Source organism: Paracoccus panacisoli (assembly GCF_042435015.1).
Taxonomy (GTDB): Bacteria; Pseudomonadota; Alphaproteobacteria; order Rhodobacterales; family Rhodobacteraceae; genus Paracoccus; species Paracoccus panacisoli.
Map to the genome: position 1 here is coordinate 79,148 of NZ_JBHMQU010000046.1, position 16,773 is coordinate 95,920.

Sequence of the window (16,773 nt, forward strand, 5' to 3'; positions counted from 1 at the left end):
GGGGCGGTCCTTTCAGGCGAGCAGTCGGCCGGCGATGATGTTGCGCTGGATCTCGGACGATCCCTCGTAGATGCGCATGATCCGCAGGTCGCGGACCATGCGTTCAAGCGGGAAGTCGCGGGTGAAACCGTAGCCGCCGTGGATCTGCAGCGCGGCATCGGCGATCCGCCCCGCGGCTTCCGAGGCGAAGAGCTTGGCCTGGCTCGCGGCCATGCAGAAGCGCCCGCCGGTCCCGTCGTGCAGCGCCTGGCGCTGGCGGGCGGCCTCGTGGCCCATCAGCTCGGCGGCGGCGAGGTCGGTGGCCATGTCGGCCAGCATCCACTGGATGCCCTGACGGTCGGCCAGCGGCGCGCCGCCGATCAGGCGCGACTTCGCCCAGTCCCGCGCCGCGGCCAGTGCCGCGCGGGCGATCCCCACGGCCATCGCCGCGACCTCGATGCGGCCGTTGTCCAGCACCGCCATCGCGGTGCGAAAGCCGCTGCCCTCGGGGCCGAGGCGGTTGGCGTCCGGCACCGTCAGGTCGAGGTCGAGTTCCCAGACATGCCCGCCGCGCAGGCCCATGGTCTGCTCGACCCGGCCGGGGGTCAGGCCGGGCGTGCCCTTCTCGACCACGAAGGCCGAGATGCCGCGGTGGCCCGCCGCCGGGTCGGTGACCGCATAGACGACGAGGAAATCCGCGACGCCCCCGTTCGAGATGAAGCACTTGCGTCCCTTGATCCGCCAGCCGTCGCCCTCGCGCGTGGCGCGGGTCTTCATGTCGGCGGGGTCGGACCCGGCATTCGGCTCGGTCAGGGCGAAGGCGCCGAGCGCCCGTCCCTCGGCCGCCGCCAGCAGGATGCGGGCCCGCAATTCGTCGTCGGCGCCGATCAGGACCGAGTCGGTGGCGAGGTAATGCGCTGTCAGCGCCGACACGGTCGAGCCGCAGGCGCCTGCGACCATCGCCACCGCCTCGAAGAGCGCAGGCGCCGAGATGCCCGCCCCGCCCCACGCCTCGGGCAGGTTCGCGCCCATCATCCCGATCCCCGCCAGCGCCGAAAGCTGGTCGTGGACGAAGGCGCCGGTTTCGTCGGTGGCCGCGGCCTTCGGCGCGATCTCCTCGGCGCAGAAGCGCGCGAGCACGTCGAGGAAGGCGGCCTCGCCCTCGGCCAGCCGGTGGGTGTGTGCGCTCATGCTTGCGTCTCCTGCACGATGCCGGCGGCGACCAGCCCGGCGATCTGGTCCGCGCTGAGCCCCAGCCCGTCGAGCACCGCGCGGGTGTCCGCGCCCAGCGCGGGCGCGCCGGTCGGGGCCAAAGGCTTCGCGCCATCGAAGCGCAGCGGCTGGCCCACCACCGGGGCGCGGCCCAGCCGGTGATGCGGCAGCTCGGCCACCAGATCACGGGCCTGCGCGTGCGCCGAGGCCAGCTGCCCCGCGAGCGTCAGGATCGGCGCGGCGGGAATGTCCGCCCCGCGCAGCGCCGCCACCGCATCGTCGGTCGAACGCCGCGCCGACCAGTCCTCGATCAGCGCCCGGATCTCGGGCTCATGCGCCGTGCGCCCCTCGTCGGTCGCAAAGCGGGGGTCGTCGGCCGCCTCGGGGCGCCCGACCAGCCGGCAGAGCGCCGCGAACTGCCGCGCGCCCAGCACCGCGATGATCACGTGCCCATCGGCCGTGCGGTAGCCGCCGAAGGGGGTCGAGAGCGGGTGCCGGTTGCCCACCCGCGCGACGCTCTGCCCGGCATAGAGGTGCAGCGCATGGCTCGTCGGTAGCATCGCCACGAGGCAGTCGAGCATCGCCACGTCGAGCGCCGCCCCCGCGCCGGTGCGCCCCCGCCCGACCAGCGCCGCGAGGATGCCGATCGCGGCGTAAAGCCCCGCCGCCACGTCGCCGAGCGCCTCGCCGACCTTCAGCGGGCCGCCGCCGGCCTCGCCGGTCGCGTCCATCCAGCCCGAGAGCGCCTGCACGATGATGTCATAGGCGGGCAGCGCGGTGTCCGGCCCCGACTGGCCGAAGCCCGAAATCGAGCAGACCACCAGCCCCGGGTTCTCGGCCCGCAGCGCCTCGGCCCCAAGGCCCAGCCGCGCGGCGACGCCGGGGCGGAAGTTCTCGACCACCACGTCGCAGCCCGCGGCCATCCGGCGCGCCAGCGCCTGCCCTTCGGGCGCCTTGAGGTCCACCACCACCGAGCGCTTGCCGCGGTTGGTCAGTGCGAAGAGCGCCGATTCCCCGTCGCGGAACGGGCCGATGGCGCGGTAATCGTCGCCCGTCGGGGGTTCGAGCTTGACCACCTCGGCCCCCAGATCAGCGAGGATCGCGGTGGCGAACGGCCCCGCGAGCACCCGCGTCAGATCGAGCACGCGCAGCCCCGCCAAGGGCCCGCTCATGCCCCCCAGCCCTCGGCCCAGGCGCCGGGCCGGACGGCCTCGCAGCCGCCCGCGGCCTCGGCCAACGCGTCGCCCGCGACCAGCCCCGCCGCCGCGGTCAGCTCGGGCGCGAGATAGCGGTCCTGACCCATCGGCGGCACCACCTCGCGGAGCGTGGCCAGCGCCCGGGCCAGCGGTGCCGAGGTGGCCAGCGGCGCACGCGCGTCGAGCCCCGCCCCGGCGCAGATCGCCTCGATCCCGACGATATGGGCGAGGTTCGCGTTCATCCGCGCGAGCCGCCGCGCGCCGTGCGCGGCCATGCTGACGTGATCTTCCTGATTGGCGCTGGTGGGGGTCGAATCTGTCGAACAAGGGTTCGCCAGATGCTTGTTTTCGCTCATCAACGCCGCGCTCGTGACCTCGGCGATCATCAGCCCGCTGTTCAGCCCGGGCTCCGGCGTCAGGAACGCCGGCAGGCCGAAGTTCATCGCCGGGTCCACCATCAGCGCGATGCGGCGCTGGCTGATCGCGCCGATCTCGGCCAGCGCCAGCGCGATCTGGTCGGCGGCAAAGGCCACCGGCTCGGCGTGGAAGTTCCCGCCCGAGACGATCCGTCCCGACGCGGACAGCACCAGCGGGTTGTCGGTGGCGGCGTTGGCCTCGACCTCCAACGTCCGCGCGGCCTGCCACAGCACGTCGAGGCAGGCGCCGGTGACCTGCGGCTGGCAGCGGATGCAATAGGGGTCCTGCACGCGCTGGTCGCCCTCGCGGTGGCTCTCGCGGATCTCGGAGCCTTCCATCAGCCCCCGGATCACCCGGGCGGCGAGGATCTGGCCCCGGTGGCCGCGCAGCGTGTGGATCTCGTCCAGCAGCGGCGCGGTCGAGCCCATGATGGCGTCGGTGGACATGGCCGAGGCGACGAGCGCCGCCCGTGCCGCACGGAACCCGTCGAAGAGCCCCGCCAGCGCGAAGGCGGTCGAGACCTGCGTCCCGTTGATCAGCGCCAGCCCCTCCTTGGCGCTGAGCGCGACGGGGGAGAGGCCCGCGGCGGCCAGCGCCTCGGCGCCGCCCATCTCGCGCCCGTCATGGATCGCGCGCCCCTCGCCCAGCATCACCGCCGCCATGTGCGCGAGCGGCGCGAGGTCGCCCGACGCGCCGACCGAGCCCTGCGCCGGGATTACCGGCGTCACGCCGCGCGCCAGAATCGCCTCGAGCAACTCGACCAGCACCGGCCGCACCCCCGACGCGCCGCGCCCGAGGCTCAACAGCTTCAGCGCCATGATGAGCCGCACGGTCGGCGTCTCGATGGGGTCGCCCACGCCGCAGCAATGCGACAGGATCAGGTTGCGCTGCAGCGTCGCCGTGTCCTCGGGCGCGATGCGGACCGAGGCGAGCTTGCCGAAGCCGGTGTTGACCCCATAGACCGGCGCGTCCCCGGCGGCCGCCGCGGCGATCCGGGCGGCCGACGCCTCGATCCCGGCGCGGGCCGAGGGGTCGAGCCGGACCGCCAGCCCCTCGCGCCAGATGCGCTCGAGATCGGCGAGGGTGGCCGCACCGGGGGTGAGGGTCAGCGGGTCAGGCAAGGTCGCCTCCGAAGATGCGGGCGTGAAGCGGGTTGTAGCCGATGCGGTAGCTCAGCTCGGCCGGGTGGGCGGCGTTCCAGACGGCCAGATCGGCGCGCAGCCCCGGCGCGATCCGGCCGCGATCGTCCAGCCCCAGCGCGCGGGCAGCGTGGGTGGTGACGCCCGCGAGGCATTCGGCCGGGGTCATGCGGAAGAGCGTCGCCCCCATGTTCATGGTCAGAAGCAGCGAGGTCAGCGGCGAGGTGCCGGGGTTGCAGTCGGTGGCGAGCGCCATCGGCACCCCCGCGGCCCGCAGCGCGGCGATGGGCGGCGCCTGCGTCTCGCGCAGCGTGTAGTAGGCGCCTGGCAGCATCACCGCGACGGTGCCGCTGTCGGCCATCGCGGCGATCCCGTCGGCGCCGAGGTGTTCCAGATGGTCGGCCGAGATCGCCCCCCGCCGCGCCGCCATCGCCGCGCCGCCGAGGTCCGAGAGCTGCTCGGCGTGCAGCTTGACAGGCAGGCCGAGCCGGTCCGCCGCGTCGAACAGCTGCTCCATCTCGGCGACCGAAAAGGCGATCCCCTCGCAGAACCCGTCCACCGCATCGACCAGCCCCTCGGCATGGGCGGCGGCCAGCCCGTCGATGGCGACCTCGCGCAGATAGGCGGCGCGGTCGTCCTTGTACTCGGGCGGCAGCGCGTGGGCGGCGAGCCAGGTGGTGACGATCCGCACCGGCCGCTCGGCGGCGATCCGGCGGGCGGTGCGCAGCATCCGCAGCTCGGTCTCGACGTCGAGCCCGTAGCCCGACTTGACCTCGATGGTCGTGACGCCTTCCGCGATCAGGTGGTCGGCGCGGGCCAGCGCGCTGTCCAGCAGCGCCGCGTCCGACGCCCCGCGGGTGGCGCGGACCGTGGACAGGATGCCGCCGCCCGACCGCGCGATCTCTTCGTACGAGGCACCGTTCAGGCGCATGTCGAACTCGACCGCGCGGTCGCCGCCGTGGACCAGATGGGTGTGACAGTCGATCAGCCCCGCCGTCACCAGCCGCCCGCCGAGGCTCTGCCGCGGCCCTTCGGGCGCGTCGGACGCCGGCCCCACCCAGGCGATCCGGTCGCCATCGAGCGCGATTGCCTGCCCCTCGGTGACGGTGAAGCCCACCCCCTCGGGGGTCAGGGCGGCCTCGGCCACGGTCGCGTCGGTCAGGATCATTCGGCCCCCAGGTCCCGGGCAGCGATTCCCGGGCTTGTCGCGTCGTCGGTGTCGAGTATTATGACTATGCATATTCCTGTCAAGCGAGGTTCCCGCGATGGCCCACCTTCACGCTGCCGAGGCGCTGCTGCCCGAGGGCTGGGCCCGGGATGTTAGGATCACGCTCGGCCCCGACGGGCGCATCGCCGCGGTGGGGCAGGGGCCCGCCGCCCCCGGCGATCACCGCGCGGGCGCGCTGGTCCCGGCGCCCGCCAACAGCCACTCGCACGCGTTCCAGCGCGCCATGGCGGGGTTGAGCGAACGGCGCGGGGCGGGCGAGGACAGCTTCTGGACCTGGCGGGCGCTGATGTACCGCTTTCTCGAGACGATCACCCCCGCGCAGGTCGAGGCCATCGCCGCCTTCGTGCAGATGCAGATGCTCGAGGCAGGCTTCGGCAGCCATGTCGAGTTCCACTACCTGCACCACGCCCCGGGCGGGCAGCCCTACGCGGACCTCGGCGAGATGTCGGCGCGAATCGCGGCGGCGGCGGCGACCTCGGGCATGGGCCTGACGCTCTTGCCGGTGCTCTACCGCTTCGGCGGCTGCGACCGGCGGGCGCTCGCGGGCGGGCAGCTGCGCTTCGGCAACGACCCCGACCGCTACGCCCGGCTGGTCGAGGCCGCCGCCCGGGCCTTGGCGCCGCTGCCCGACGCCCGCCTCGGCGTGGCCCCCCATTCGCTGCGCGCGGTGGCGCCCGACGATTTCGCCCCGCTCGCCGCGCTCACCGACGGCCCGATCCATATGCACCTCGCCGAGCAGATCCCCGAGGTCGATGAGGTCCGCGCCGCCTATGGCGCCCGGCCCGTCGACTGGGCGCTCGACCACCTCGACCTCTCGCCGCGCTGGTGCCTGATCCACCTCACCCAGATGACCCCGGCCGAGACCACCGCGCTCGCCCGCACCGGCGCGGTCGCGGGCCTCTGCCCGCTGACCGAGGCGAGCCTCGGCGACGGCATCTTCGACGGGGTGCGCTGGATGGGGGCGGGGGGGGCGATCTCGCTCGGCTCGGACAGCAACATCCGCATTTCGCTCGCCGAAGAGCTGCGCCAGCTCGAGACGAGCCAGCGCCTGCGCGACCATTCGCGCGCCGCGCTCGCCACCGCCGAGCAGTCCACCGGGCGCCGCATCTTCGAGGCGTCCGCGCGGGGCGGGGCCCAGGCGGCGGGGCGCGGGGCAGGGGTGATCGCGGTGGGCGAGCCGGCCGACCTCCTCGCGCTCGACATGACCCACCCGGACCTCGAGGGGCTGGCGGGCGACACGATCCTCGACAGCTTCGCGATGGCCGGTGGCTCCGAGATGGTGGCCGACGTCTGGTCGGGCGGGCGCCACATGGTCCGCGGCGGCCGCCACGTCGCGCGTGAGGCGATCACCGCCGCCTACCGCGCCGCCGTGCGTCCCCTGCGCGACGGCTGAGGCGCGAAAGTCCGCCTCTTTCCGGCCCAAGCACCTGCGGCGGCGGTCAGTAGCGCGTCATCAGCCGGTGGCCGTGCCGATAGGCGAGCCGCACGCAGGTCAGCACCCGCCGCTGCCATTGGGTCCGCCGCTCGATGCAGAACAGCGCCGCCCCCGCGGCGCACCCCAGCGCGGCGGACTGCTCCGCGTCGGCCTCGGCGGCGCAAAAGGCGATCTCGGCGCTGCTGTAGGGGATCTTGCCGACCAGCCACTCGTTCGGGCCGCTCTCGGTGAAATCGGCCTCGGCGGCGTCGGGGACGGCGGCCAGGTTGATCCAGCGATCCTCGAACTGATAGGGCGCCCCGTCCGCCAGATGCAGGCAGATCAGATGGCGCACCCGGGTCCGCGCCCCGATCTTCAGCCGCGCCTGTGCCTCGGGCGGGGCGGGGGTGATGGCCGAGTGCAGCAGTCGGTAGCCGTAATCCGCCCCCATCTCGCCGATCTCGTCGCGCACCAGCGGGATCTTGACCCGCGCCTGTCTGAGCGGGGCGAGCCTCACGCGGGTCCCCGCCTTGCGTCGCCGCTCGATCAGCCCGTCGTCGACCAGCTCGCGCATGGCGCGGGCCACGGTGGTGCGGGCGACGCCGAAGCGCTCGGCCAGGTCGATCTCGTCGGGCAGGCGGGTGCCGGGCGGGAACTCGCCGGCCTGGATACGGGTCAGGAGGTCGGCCTTGATGGTGCGGTAGCTGGTGGTCGTGGGCGGCATCGGCGAACCATCCGGGCGGCTGGAGGGCCAAGCATAGGGCTTTCCGAACGCCCGGCAATCGCCCTTGCCGACCAGGCGCCGCCCTGCGCGCTTGCGCACGCCTGCGGGGCGCCGCATAAGCAGCGGCGCGGGCGGTTAGCTCAGTTGGTAGAGCGCTTCGTTTACACCGAAGATGTCGGGGGTTCGAGCCCCTCACCGCCCACCATGGCGCCACCCCCCACCGGGCCAGGGAGGCCGCGCCGGATGTGCAACCTCTACACCCACCGCCGCCCGCAAGAGGCGATGCGGCAGCTCTTCGCCGGGCTCGACGACCGCGGCGTGAACCTCGCCCCCGCGGATTTTTACCCCGACCAGCGCGCCCCGATCATCCGCCACGCGGCCGAGGGAGGGCTGGCGCTGGCGCTCGCCCGCTGGGGGATGCCCTCGCCGCCGCAGTATCTCCGCACCGCCCGCGATCCCGGCGTGACGAACATCCGCAACACCGCCTCGCCCCACTGGCGCCGGTGGCTCGGCCCCGCGCACCGCTGCCTCGTGCCGCTCACCGCCTTCGCCGAGCCTTGCGGCGCCGGCCGGGGCAACCAGTGGTTCGCCCTCGCCGACGACCGGCCTGCGTTCTTCGCAGGGATCGAGACCCGCGGCTGGCGCTCGCTGCGCAAGGTCCGGGACGGCGAGACGGTGGACGATCTCTTCGCCTTCCTCACCACCGCCCCGAACGCCGAGGTCGCCGCCGTCCACCCGAAGGCGATGCCGGTGATCCTCACCACACCCGCGGACTGGCAGACGTGGATGGAGGCCGACTGGGCCGCGGCGCGCCACCTGCAGCGCCCGCTGCCCGACGGGGCGCTTCGCCTGGTCGATCCGCCGGGCTGAGCCGTCAGCGCATCCCGTCGTTGCGCCGCCGGCGCCGGATCAGCGTCGCGGTATAGATGGCGAGGGCCGCCCAGATCAGCGGGAATGCGATGCGACTGACGCCGGTGAACGGCTCGTGGAAGACCAGCACCGCCGTCAGGAACACCATCGTCGGCGCGATGTACTGCAGCACCCCGATCGTCGACAGCCGGATCAGCTTGGCCGCGTTGGCGTAAAGCATCAGCGGCACGGCGGTGATCGCGCCGCTGCCGATCAGCATCAGCGTGTCGTGCCAGTTGGCGCCGAAATGCCCCTCGCCGCGCGCCGCGAGCCACAGCACATAGGCCAGCGCCGGCAGCGACAGGATCAGCACCTCGACCGTGAACCCCTCGTTGGCGGGCAGGGGCAGGCTGCGCTTGCAATAGGCGTAGATCCCCCAGCTCAGCGTCAGGCCGATCGCCACCAGCGGCAGCCCGCCGGCCGAGAAGGTCAGCAGCAGCACCGCGATCACCGCGAGCGAGATCGCCGCAAGCTGCGCCCGCGTCAGCCGCTCGCCCAAGAGCGCGGCGCCAAGCGCGATCGAGAACAGCGGGTTGATGTAATAGCCGAGCGCCGCCTGCAGCGCCCGGTCATGGGTCACGGCCCAGACGTAGATCAGCCAGTTGATCGAGATCAGCACCGCCGTCAGCGCCGCCATCCGCACCAGCCGCGGCTGGCGCAGCGTGCCGACGACCGTCCCGAGCCCGCCCTTGACCGCCAGCACCGCCGCCGCGATGGGCAGCGACCAGAGCACCCGGTGGGCGATGATCTCGGTCGCCGGGATATGCGCCATCTCGCGCATGTAGAGGGGCAGAAACCCCCAGATGAGATAGGTGGCGATGGCGAGTGCCAGGCCCCGGGGCGAGTCGGTCTGGGTGTCGGGCGCGCGCATGGCCGCTCTCTAGCCCGCGGCCGCGGCAGGCGCCATCGGGGATGACGCACCGCGCGCCGCGGCCCGCGGGCTTGAGAAGCGGGGCGGAACCGGCTAGCGAGCCTTCATGCGGATCTTGTTTCTCGGCGATGTCATGGGCCGGGCCGGGCGGCGGGCCATCGCCGAGCGGCTCGAGCCGCTCAAGGCGCGGCTCAAGGCCGACTTCACCATCGTGAACGGCGAGAACGCCTCGGGCGGGATGGGGCTGACCGCGCCGCACGCGAAACTGCTGCTCGAGGCGGGCGCCGACGTGGTGACGCTGGGCGACCACGCCTTCGACCAGAAGGACATGATGGCCTTCATCGACAGCGAGCCGCGCATCCTGCGGCCGCTGAACTTCGCGCGCGAGGCACCGGGCCGCGGGGCGCGGGTCTATGCCGACCGGCGCGGGCGCAAGGTGCTGGTGACCCAGGCGCTCGGGCAGGTGTTCATGAAGCGGCCCTTCGACGACCCGTTCAGCGCCGTCGATGCGGTGCTGCGCACCCATGTCCTCGGCGGCGGGGTGCAGGCCGCGGTGGTGGATTTCCACGCCGAGGCGACGAGCGAGAAGATGGCGATGGGGCACTGGTGCGACGGCCGGGCGAGCCTCGTCGTCGGCACCCACACCCATGTCCCGACCGCTGACACCGCGGTGCTCGGGCGCGGCACGGCCTATCAGTCCGACGCGGGGATGTGCGGCGACTACGACAGCATCATCGGGATGCAGAAGGACGAGCCGATGCGGCGGTTCCTGACCGGCATGTCGCAGGGCCGCTTCGTCCCGGCCGAGGGCGAGGCCACGCTTTCGGGCGTGCTGGTGGTCACCGACGACCGCACCGGCCTCGCGCAATCGGTCGAGCCGGTGCGCGAGGGCGGGCGCCTGAGCCCCTCCCCCGCGGCCTGAGCGGCGCCCCGTCCGGCGCACGGCTGCCCCCGCGGGCACCCGCCAACCGCCAGACCGTGCAAGTCTGCCCCGTCCCCCCCCCCCCGAGCACACCACCCACCACCTCGGGCTGGACCCAAATATCCCCGCCGGAGGCATCCCGGGGGTGCAACCCGCTCGACGCCGCGGCCACGCGCCGCGCTGACCCGGCGTCGCGGGCACGCGCCCCGCGCTTGCGGGCCGGGGCGACATGAGGCAACCCTGCGCCGAACCGCCCGCGCGCGGGCCAAGGTCAAGAGGCGTCGATGTTCGGGATAGCGCTCGGCGGGCAGACCGCGGCGATCACCACGCTGGTCATCGTCGCCGTGATGTTCGTGCTCTTCATCCGCGAGGACAAGCCGCCGGAGGTCATCGCGCTCGGCACCGCCGCGCTGATGCTCGTCCTGGGGCTCGTGCCGCTCAAGGACGCGACCGAGGTCCTGTCGAACAACGCGCCCTGGACCATCGCCTTCATGTTCATCATCATGGGCGGCCTGCTCAGGACCGGGGCGCTCGACCAACTCAGCCGGATGGTCGCGGCCCGGGCGGGCGAGCGGCCCATCGCCACCATTGCCGCGATGTTCGTCTTCGTCTGCCTCGCCTCGGCGATCATGAACAACACGCCGGTGGTCGCGGTGATGATCCCGATCGTCATCCAGGTCGCCAAGCGGGCCGGCATCTCGGCCTCGAAGCTGCTGATGCCGCTGAGCTATTTCACCGTCATGGGGGGGATGATCACGCTCATCGGCACCTCGACCAACCTGCTCGTGGACGGGGTGATCCGCTCGAAGGGGATGGAGCCGTTCGGCATCTTCGACATCGCCCCGGTGGGCATTGCGGTGACGCTTGCCGGGGGGGCGTTCATCGCGCTGGTCGGCTGGCGGCTTCTGCCCGACCGCGGCTCGATGGCGTCGTTCCTGACCGACCGGGCGCAGATGAAATACTTCACCGAGGTCGCCATCCCCGCCGACAGCGGCATCGTCGGGATGAACGTCAACGAGGTGAAGATGTTCAAGCGCGAGGCGGTGCGCGTGATCGACGTGCTGCGCGGCGACGCCTCACTGCGCCGCGACATGGCCAACGTGGTGCTCGAGCCCGGCGACCGGGTGGTGATCCGGTCCGAGATGGCCGACCTGCTCGAGATGCAGCAGAACAAGGACCTGCGCGCGCTCGACAAGCTCAGCTCGGTGCAGACCGAGACGGTCGAGGTGCTGATCTCGCCCGGCGCGCGGATGATCGGCCGCCGGCTGGGCGATCTGCGCCTGCGCCGCCGCTACGGCGTCTACGCCATCGCCGCGCATCGCCGGAACCAGAACATCGGCCGCCAGCTCGACGACCTGGAGGTGCGGGTCGGCGACACGCTGATCCTCGAGGGCGCGCCCGAGGACATCGCCCGGCTTGCCGCCGACATGGACCTCGTGGACGTGAGCCACCCCACGACCAAGCCGTTCCGCCGCAAGCACGCGCCCATCGCCACCGCCTGCCTTCTGGGCGTGGTGGTGCTGGCCGCCTTCGACGTGGCGCCGATCATGGCGCTGTCGTTCCTCGCCGCCTCGATCATCCTCATCAGCGGCTGCGTCGATCCCGACGAGGCCTTCGGCTTCGTCGAGGCGCGGCTGCTCGCCATGATCTTCGCCATGCTGGCGATCGGCGAGGCGCTCGATTCGACCGGCGCCGTGAAGCTGATCGTGGACCAGATCTCGCCGCTGCTGGCGGGACATTCGCCGTTCTGGACGCTGGTGACGGTGTATTTCCTCGGGCTGATCCTGACCGAGCTTCTGTCGAACAACGCCGTGGCGGTGATCCTGACGCCGATTGCCATCGAGCTGGCCCAGCAGCTCAACCACGACCCGCGCGCCTATGTGGTGGCGGTGATGTTCTCGGCCTCGGTCGCCTTTGCGACCCCGATCGGCTACCAGACGCACATGATGGTCTATGGGCCGGGCGGCTACAAGTTCACTGACTTCATGCGCTTGGGCATCCCGCTCGACATCGTGACGGGGGTGGTGGCCTGCCTGATGATCCCGCTGCTCTGGCCGCTCTAGGCGGCCGGCGCCGCGCTCCGCACCGCCGCCTCGGCGGCCGCGGCGAGGCTCTTGCGGTCATGCCCCGCGACCGGGATCGGCCGGTGCAGCGTCACCGTGACGTGCCCCTGCCGCGGCTGGGCCAGAACGGCCAGCAGATGCGGCCCCAGCGCCATGTCCCCCCACCACCCGTAGAACGCGGGGTCGCGCCCCGGCGGCGCGGCATAGGCGGCGCTGACCGGCTGGATCGCCAGACCGGCCGGCAGGTCGGGGTCGAGGAAGGCCTGGAACAGCGTCGGCTTGAACGGCAGCACCCGCCGCCCGTCGGTCGAGGTGCCCTCGGGGAAGAACAGCAGCCGGTGCCCGGCTTGGGTGCGGGCGGCGAACTCGGCCGCCTGCTGGCGGGCGAGGCGCGGGTCGCGGATGACGAAATGGGTGTTCGTCACCCGGGTCAGGATGTTGATCCCGGGCCAGCCCGCGACCTCGGCCTTCGACACGAAGAACAGCGGCGCCGCGGCGTTCAGCACGAGGATGTCGAGCCAGCTCGAGTGGTTGGCGACCATCGCGCCGGGGCCGCGCATCGGCGCCCCGACCCGCCGCCAGCCAATCCCGAGGCACCAGAGCGTCAGCCGGCACACCCCCTGCACCCACGGCCCGGTGACCGGCCGCCGCGGGCCGGCGACCAGCCGCTCGACCCCGCGCAGCGGCAGGATCAGCACGACCCCCGGCCCCAGCACCAGCAGCACCGCGACCAGCCGCACCGCGGCCAGCGCCCAGCCGAGCGGTCCGGGCCGGGGCAGCGGCGGGGGTGCGGCGCCGCGCCATGTCGCATCGGTGCCGCGCTCCGGGCGCGCGCGGGAGGCCGGGTCGGCGGAGGAGGGGGCGCGCTCGGGCGAGCTCATTCCTCGCGCCGGCGGTCCTGATAGAAGCTGCGGTGCCGGTCCGACATGGCGGCGGTGTCCATCAGCAGGAACACGTCGGTGGTGTTGAACGCATGGTCGATCCACGCGCCCTCGCCGACCACCCCGCCGAGCCGCAGATAGGCCTTGATCAGCGCCGGCATCGCCGTCATCGCCGCCTTCCGGTCCAGCCCCGCCTCGGGGATCAGGTCCATCCGCGTGGCGTTCGGCGGCCGCGCCGTGGCCCGCAGCTCGGGCGGGGCGAGGTGGTGGTGATGCAGCCACGCCAGCGCCGGGGCGAGCGCCTCGACGTCGGTGCCGTGAAAGCTCGCGACGCCGAACAGGATCTCGATCCCGTGGCCGAGCACATAGTCGGCCAGCGCGTTCCACAGCAGGAACATCCCGATCCCGCCGCGGAACTCGTCGGCCACGCAGGACCGCCCCAGCTCGACCAGCCGCCGCCCCGAGGCGCGCAGCGGCGCCAGATCGTATTCCTCGTCGCAGTAGAAGCGGCCGAACCCCTCCGCCACCTCGCCGCGCAACAGGCGGTAGACGCCGACGACGTGATCAACCTCGGGCGGGTCGCGGCGGGTATCGACGAGGATCAGGTGATCGACGACCGGGTCGAAGGCATCCCGCTCGAGCCGCGCGGCGTGATCGACCAGCGGCCCGTCGCCGCCCAGCTCCTCGACGAACACGCGGTAGCGCAGGCGCTGCGCCCCGCGCAGGTCGGCCTCGGTGGTGGCAAGCCGCGTCTCAAGCCAGTTGGGCGCCCGGGTCACCACGCGCGCCCCGCAGCTGCCCATTGTGGTTGCGCGGCAACCCGCCGGACCAACGTGGGGGATCGGCGGATTTCCGCTTGACACACCTTAGGGTTGCACGTCCACATTAACGTGATTGATCCGTAACTGTTGAAATGATGACCAATTCCAGCACCACCCGCCGACCGTCCAGAACCTGTTTGCCTGCCTCAGGAAAATTGACCGTCACCCGATCGCCGATCCGCGACTGGACCTGTCCCACCCCCCACTCGGGCGCGCCTGGATGGCGCACCAGCATTCCGGGCTCGAGGATGTCGTTGACCATCGGCGCTCCTTCGTCGTCGGGCCGAGAGGCTAGCGGACGATGACCGCGCCGACAATCATCAACGCGGCGACCGCCGCCACTGTCCCCGAAGCCGACCTGGCCAGCCTCGTCGCCGCCCGGCTCTGCCACGACCTCGTGTCGCCCTTGGGCGCGATCGGCAACGGGGTGGAACTGCTCGAGATGTCGGGCGACCAGTCGGGGCTCGCCCGCTCGCCCGAGCTGAGCCTCATCACCGAAAGCGTGCGGGCGGCGCGGGCGCGGCTGCGGTTCTTCCGCAGCGCCTTCGGCCATGCGCCCGCCGACGCGCGGGTGGCGCTGCCCGAGATCGCCCAGCTGCTCGGCGACGTGACCGAGGGCACGCGGCTCACGGTCGAGCTGAACGGGCAGGGGGACCTCGCCCGGCCCGAGGCGCGGATGCTGCTGCTGTCGTTCCTCTGCCTCGACAGCGCCATGCCCTGGGGCGGGCGGGTGCTGATCTGCCGCACGGCGCCCGGCTGGCGGGTGGTGGGCGAGGCGACGCGGATGCGCATCGACCGCGACCTGTGGCGCTGGCTCGACGGGGACGCGGCGCCGATGCAGCCGATGCCCCCGGCGGCGGCAGTGCATTTCCCGCTGCTGGGCCGGATGGCCGCGCAACTCGCCCGCCCCGTGACGTGGGAGGTGGACGAGACCGGCGCCGAGATCAGCTTCTGACCCCGGCGTGCCCGCTTAGCCCCGCACCGTCCCGTCGCCGGTCACGAGATACTTGAAGCTCGTCAGTTGCTCGGCCCCCACCGGGCCGCGGGCGTGCATCTTGCCGGTGGCGATGCCGATCTCGGCCCCCATGCCGAACTCGCCCCCGTCGGCGAACTGGGTCGAGGCGTTGCGCATCAGGATCGCGCTGTCGAGGCGCTGGAAGAACTGCTGCGCGGTCGCGTCGTTCTCGGTCAGGATGCTCTCGGTGTGCTGGCTGCCGTAGCGGCGGATATGGGCGATGGCGCCCTCGACGCCGTCGACCAGCCGGGTGGCGATGATCATGTCCAGAAACTCGCGCCCGAAATCGTCGGGCGCGGCGGGCGTGGTGCCGGGGATCTGCGCCAGCTCGCCCTCGGCGCGGACCTCGACGCCCGCATCCAGCAGGTCGCGGATCAGCACGTCGCCGTGCCGGGCGAAGAAGCCGCGGTCGATCAGCAGGCACTCGGCGGCGCCGCAGATGCCGGTGCGGCGGGTCTTGGCGTTCAGCACCACCCGTCGCGCCTTCTCCAGATCGGCGTCGGCGTCGGCGTAGACGTGGCAGATACCCTCGAGGTGCGCAAAGACCGGCACCCGCGCCTCGGATTGCACGAGGCTGACCAGGGCCTTGCCGCCGCGCGGGATGATGACGTCGATCAGGCCTTGGGCCCGCAGCATCGCCGTCACCGCGGCGCGGTCGCGGGTGGGCACCATCTGGATCGCCGTTTCGGGCAGGCCCGCGGCGCGCAGCCCCTCAGCCATCGCCGCCAGGATCGCCGCCGATGAATGCAGCGAATCCGTCCCGCCGCGCAGGATCACCGCGTTGCCGGACTTGAGCGCCAGCGCGCCCGCGTCAGCGGTGACGTTCGGACGGCTTTCGTAGATCACCCCGAGCACCCCCAGCGGCGTCGCCACCCGCTGGATGTGCAGCCCGTTCGGCCGGTCCCATTCGGCGAGCACCCGCCCGACCGGATCGGGCTGGGCCGCGACCGCGCGCAACCCCTCGGCGATGCCCGCGATCCGCGCCGGGTCGAGCCGCAGCCGGTCGATCATGGCGGGCGCAAGGCCCTTGTCCTCGGCATGGGCGAGGTCGCGGGCGTTGGCGGCGAGGATGTCGTCCTGCGCGGCCATGATCGCCGCGGCGGCCCCGGTCAGGGCGGCGGCCTTCTGCGCGGGGCTGGCCACGGCCAGCTCGGCCGCAGCCTCGCGGGCGGCGGCGCCCATGCGGGCGATCAGGGCGTCGGGGGACTCGGTTTCAAGCGTCTCGGTCGTCATCATGCGGTCCTCTCGCCCGTGCCGGCGCCGGAGTAGGGGCCCCCCGCCACCAGCGCGCGCTGGTAGGCCGGGCGGGCGTGGATGCGGTCCAGCCAGCCGCGCGTCGCCGGGCGGTCGGCCAGCCCGCCGCGCAGGGCCGCCATCTCGACCGGAAAGCTCATCATCACGTCGGCGGCGGTGAAGCGGCCGGCGGCGAACCAGCCGTCGCCGGTCAGGCTCGCCTCCCACCAGTCGAGCTGGCGGGTCATCTCGGGGCCGAGATAGGCGGTCTCGACCCCGCCCGTGATGGCCCGCGCCACCGGGCGCAGCGGCCACGGCACCGAGGTCGGGATGCGCCCCAGCACCAGCCGCATCACCAGCGGCGGCATGGCCGACCCCTCGGCATAATGCAGCCAATAGCGCACCGCGTCGCCCTCGTCCGTGCCCTCGTCGGGCAGCAGCGCCGAGCCGCGGGCGAGCGCCACGACGATGGCCCCGGTCTCGGCCAGCACCCGGTCGCGGTGCACCACCAGCGGCGCCTTGCCCAGCGGGTGCAGCGCCTTGAGCGAGGCGGGCGCCAGCATCGTCTTGGGGTCGCGCTGGTGGCGGACCAGCTCGTAGGGCAGGCCCAGCTCCTCGGCGAGCCAGATGACCCGCTGCGAGCGGCTTTCGTTCAGGTGATGGATGGTCAGCATGAAGGTCCGCCTTGCGATGTGGCGCGTTGGTGCCACAGCGGGGGGACGAGCGGAAGCCCGGACGGGGCTGACGAT

At 72.8% G+C, this 16,773-nt stretch carries 16 protein-coding genes and 1 tRNA gene; 6 read left to right on the forward strand and 11 right to left on the reverse strand.

The window, feature by feature from the left end:
• Nucleotides 1-12 precede the first annotated feature (12 nt).
• Genes ACFHYO_RS10095 through hutI form a run of 4 tightly spaced genes read right to left on the reverse strand, consistent with a single transcriptional unit; the run spans nucleotide 13 to nucleotide 5,111 of the window.
• Complete coding sequence (locus ACFHYO_RS10095) at nucleotides 13-1,170, reverse strand: acyl-CoA dehydrogenase family protein (protein ID WP_394320166.1); 1,158 nt, start codon at nucleotides 1,168-1,170, stop codon at nucleotides 13-15.
• Complete coding sequence (locus ACFHYO_RS10100; RefSeq protein ID WP_394320168.1) at nucleotides 1,167-2,363, reverse strand: CaiB/BaiF CoA transferase family protein; 1,197 nt, start codon at nucleotides 2,361-2,363, stop codon at nucleotides 1,167-1,169. Before ACFHYO_RS10100 ends, ACFHYO_RS10095 begins: the two co-directional genes overlap by 4 nt.
• Nucleotides 2,360-3,925, reverse strand: a complete 1,566-nt coding sequence (hutH, locus tag ACFHYO_RS10105) for a histidine ammonia-lyase (RefSeq protein ID WP_394320170.1) — start codon at nucleotides 3,923-3,925, stop codon at nucleotides 2,360-2,362. The genes ACFHYO_RS10100 and hutH overlap by 4 nt, the downstream gene beginning before the upstream one ends.
• A complete protein-coding gene (gene hutI, locus ACFHYO_RS10110; protein ID WP_394320172.1) occupies nucleotides 3,918-5,111 on the reverse strand; it encodes an imidazolonepropionase in 1,194 nt (397 codons plus the stop codon). The genes hutH and hutI overlap by 8 nt, the downstream gene beginning before the upstream one ends.
• A gap of 97 nt (nucleotides 5,112-5,208) precedes the next feature.
• Between hutI and ACFHYO_RS10115 the strand changes: the two genes are divergently transcribed.
• A complete protein-coding gene (locus ACFHYO_RS10115; protein ID WP_394320174.1) occupies nucleotides 5,209-6,564 on the forward strand; it encodes a formimidoylglutamate deiminase in 1,356 nt (451 codons plus the stop codon).
• A gap of 46 nt (nucleotides 6,565-6,610) precedes the next feature.
• On the opposite strand, the gene hutC is transcribed toward ACFHYO_RS10115, so the two are convergent.
• Entirely contained in the window at nucleotides 6,611-7,309 is a 699-nt protein-coding gene (gene hutC / locus ACFHYO_RS10120; protein WP_394320176.1) for a histidine utilization transcriptional repressor HutC, read from the reverse strand.
• Between the two features lie 129 nt (nucleotides 7,310-7,438).
• Here hutC and ACFHYO_RS10125 point away from each other — a divergent pair.
• Both ACFHYO_RS10125 and ACFHYO_RS10130 read left to right on the forward strand, forming a co-directional pair.
• Nucleotides 7,439-7,514: transfer RNA gene (locus ACFHYO_RS10125), tRNA-Val, on the forward strand.
• A gap of 38 nt (nucleotides 7,515-7,552) precedes the next feature.
• Nucleotides 7,553-8,179, forward strand: a complete 627-nt coding sequence (locus tag ACFHYO_RS10130; protein WP_394320178.1) for an SOS response-associated peptidase — start codon at nucleotides 7,553-7,555, stop codon at nucleotides 8,177-8,179.
• A gap of 4 nt (nucleotides 8,180-8,183) precedes the next feature.
• Here ACFHYO_RS10130 and rarD read toward each other — a convergent pair whose 3' ends face one another.
• Nucleotides 8,184-9,089, reverse strand: a complete 906-nt coding sequence (gene rarD / locus ACFHYO_RS10135; RefSeq protein WP_036702563.1) for an EamA family transporter RarD — start codon at nucleotides 9,087-9,089, stop codon at nucleotides 8,184-8,186.
• 106 nt (nucleotides 9,090-9,195) lie between these two features.
• Here rarD and ACFHYO_RS10140 point away from each other — a divergent pair, with 106 nt between their 5' ends.
• Together ACFHYO_RS10140 and ACFHYO_RS10145 are read left to right on the forward strand one after the other, a co-directional pair.
• On the forward strand, nucleotides 9,196-10,011 hold the full coding sequence (locus tag ACFHYO_RS10140) for a TIGR00282 family metallophosphoesterase (RefSeq protein WP_394320180.1): 816 nt from the start codon (nucleotides 9,196-9,198) through the stop codon (nucleotides 10,009-10,011).
• A 284-nt stretch (nucleotides 10,012-10,295) separates the two neighbouring features.
• Nucleotides 10,296-12,074, forward strand: a complete 1,779-nt coding sequence (locus ACFHYO_RS10145; RefSeq protein ID WP_394320182.1) for an SLC13 family permease — start codon at nucleotides 10,296-10,298, stop codon at nucleotides 12,072-12,074.
• Here the strand turns inward: ACFHYO_RS10145 and olsA are convergent.
• The 3 genes from olsA to ACFHYO_RS10160 form a co-directional block, all read right to left on the reverse strand.
• The gene (gene olsA, locus ACFHYO_RS10150; protein WP_394320183.1) at nucleotides 12,071-12,955 is read right to left on the reverse strand and encodes a lyso-ornithine lipid O-acyltransferase; all 885 of its coding nucleotides are present in this window, start codon (nucleotides 12,953-12,955) and stop codon (nucleotides 12,071-12,073) included. The two genes, ACFHYO_RS10145 and olsA, sit on opposite strands and share 4 nt — an antisense overlap.
• Entirely contained in the window at nucleotides 12,952-13,758 is an 807-nt protein-coding gene (olsB, locus tag ACFHYO_RS10155) for an L-ornithine N(alpha)-acyltransferase (RefSeq protein ID WP_394320185.1), read from the reverse strand. The genes olsA and olsB overlap by 4 nt, the downstream gene beginning before the upstream one ends.
• Nucleotides 13,759-13,840: 82 nt before the next feature.
• Nucleotides 13,841-14,038 carry a DUF3553 domain-containing protein gene (locus ACFHYO_RS10160; RefSeq protein ID WP_036702566.1) on the reverse strand — a complete coding sequence of 66 codons (198 nt, stop codon included), beginning with the start codon at nucleotides 14,036-14,038 and terminating at the stop codon, nucleotides 13,841-13,843.
• A 39-nt stretch (nucleotides 14,039-14,077) separates the two neighbouring features.
• Between ACFHYO_RS10160 and ACFHYO_RS10165 the strand changes: the two genes are divergently transcribed.
• Nucleotides 14,078-14,731 carry a histidine phosphotransferase family protein gene (locus tag ACFHYO_RS10165; RefSeq protein WP_052175070.1) on the forward strand — a complete coding sequence of 218 codons (654 nt, stop codon included), beginning with the start codon at nucleotides 14,078-14,080 and terminating at the stop codon, nucleotides 14,729-14,731.
• A gap of 15 nt (nucleotides 14,732-14,746) precedes the next feature.
• On the opposite strand, the gene ACFHYO_RS10170 is transcribed toward ACFHYO_RS10165, so the two are convergent.
• Both ACFHYO_RS10170 and ACFHYO_RS10175 read right to left on the reverse strand, forming a co-directional pair.
• Nucleotides 14,747-16,024: a glutamate-5-semialdehyde dehydrogenase gene (locus ACFHYO_RS10170; RefSeq protein ID WP_394320285.1), complete on the reverse strand. Its 1,278-nt coding sequence runs from the start codon at nucleotides 16,022-16,024 to the stop codon at nucleotides 14,747-14,749.
• A complete protein-coding gene (locus ACFHYO_RS10175; RefSeq protein WP_394320187.1) occupies nucleotides 16,024-16,698 on the reverse strand; it encodes a glutathione S-transferase in 675 nt (224 codons plus the stop codon). Before ACFHYO_RS10175 ends, ACFHYO_RS10170 begins: the two co-directional genes overlap by 1 nt.
• Nucleotides 16,699-16,773: the final 75 nt, after the last annotated feature.

What these genes read in the sequence shown, in the direction of transcription:
- ACFHYO_RS10095 (WP_394320166.1), bottom strand. Translation starts at nt 1,170, where the DNA reads ATGAGCGCACACACCCACCGGCTGGCCGAGGGCGAGGCCGCCTTCCTC.
- ACFHYO_RS10100 (WP_394320168.1), bottom strand. Translation starts at nt 2,363, where the DNA reads ATGAGCGGGCCCTTGGCGGGGCTGCGCGTGCTCGATCTGACGCGGGTG.
- hutI (WP_394320172.1), bottom strand. Translation starts at nt 5,111, where the DNA reads ATGATCCTGACCGACGCGACCGTGGCCGAGGCCGCCCTGACCCCCGAG.
- ACFHYO_RS10115 (WP_394320174.1), top strand. Translation starts at nt 5,209, where the DNA reads ATGGCCCACCTTCACGCTGCCGAGGCGCTGCTGCCCGAGGGCTGGGCC.
- hutC (WP_394320176.1), bottom strand. Translation starts at nt 7,309, where the DNA reads ATGCCGCCCACGACCACCAGCTACCGCACCATCAAGGCCGACCTCCTG.
- ACFHYO_RS10130 (WP_394320178.1), top strand. Translation starts at nt 7,553, where the DNA reads ATGTGCAACCTCTACACCCACCGCCGCCCGCAAGAGGCGATGCGGCAG.
- rarD (WP_036702563.1), bottom strand. Translation starts at nt 9,089, where the DNA reads ATGCGCGCGCCCGACACCCAGACCGACTCGCCCCGGGGCCTGGCACTC.
- ACFHYO_RS10140 (WP_394320180.1), top strand. Translation starts at nt 9,196, where the DNA reads ATGCGGATCTTGTTTCTCGGCGATGTCATGGGCCGGGCCGGGCGGCGG.
- ACFHYO_RS10145 (WP_394320182.1), top strand. Translation starts at nt 10,296, where the DNA reads ATGTTCGGGATAGCGCTCGGCGGGCAGACCGCGGCGATCACCACGCTG.
- olsA (WP_394320183.1), bottom strand. Translation starts at nt 12,955, where the DNA reads ATGAGCTCGCCCGAGCGCGCCCCCTCCTCCGCCGACCCGGCCTCCCGC.
- olsB (WP_394320185.1), bottom strand. Translation starts at nt 13,758, where the DNA reads ATGGGCAGCTGCGGGGCGCGCGTGGTGACCCGGGCGCCCAACTGGCTT.
- ACFHYO_RS10160 (WP_036702566.1), bottom strand. Translation starts at nt 14,038, where the DNA reads ATGGTCAACGACATCCTCGAGCCCGGAATGCTGGTGCGCCATCCAGGC.
- ACFHYO_RS10165 (WP_052175070.1), top strand. Translation starts at nt 14,078, where the DNA reads ATGACCGCGCCGACAATCATCAACGCGGCGACCGCCGCCACTGTCCCC.
- ACFHYO_RS10170 (WP_394320285.1), bottom strand. Translation starts at nt 16,024, where the DNA reads ATGACGACCGAGACGCTTGAAACCGAGTCCCCCGACGCCCTGATCGCC.
- ACFHYO_RS10175 (WP_394320187.1), bottom strand. Translation starts at nt 16,698, where the DNA reads ATGCTGACCATCCATCACCTGAACGAAAGCCGCTCGCAGCGGGTCATC.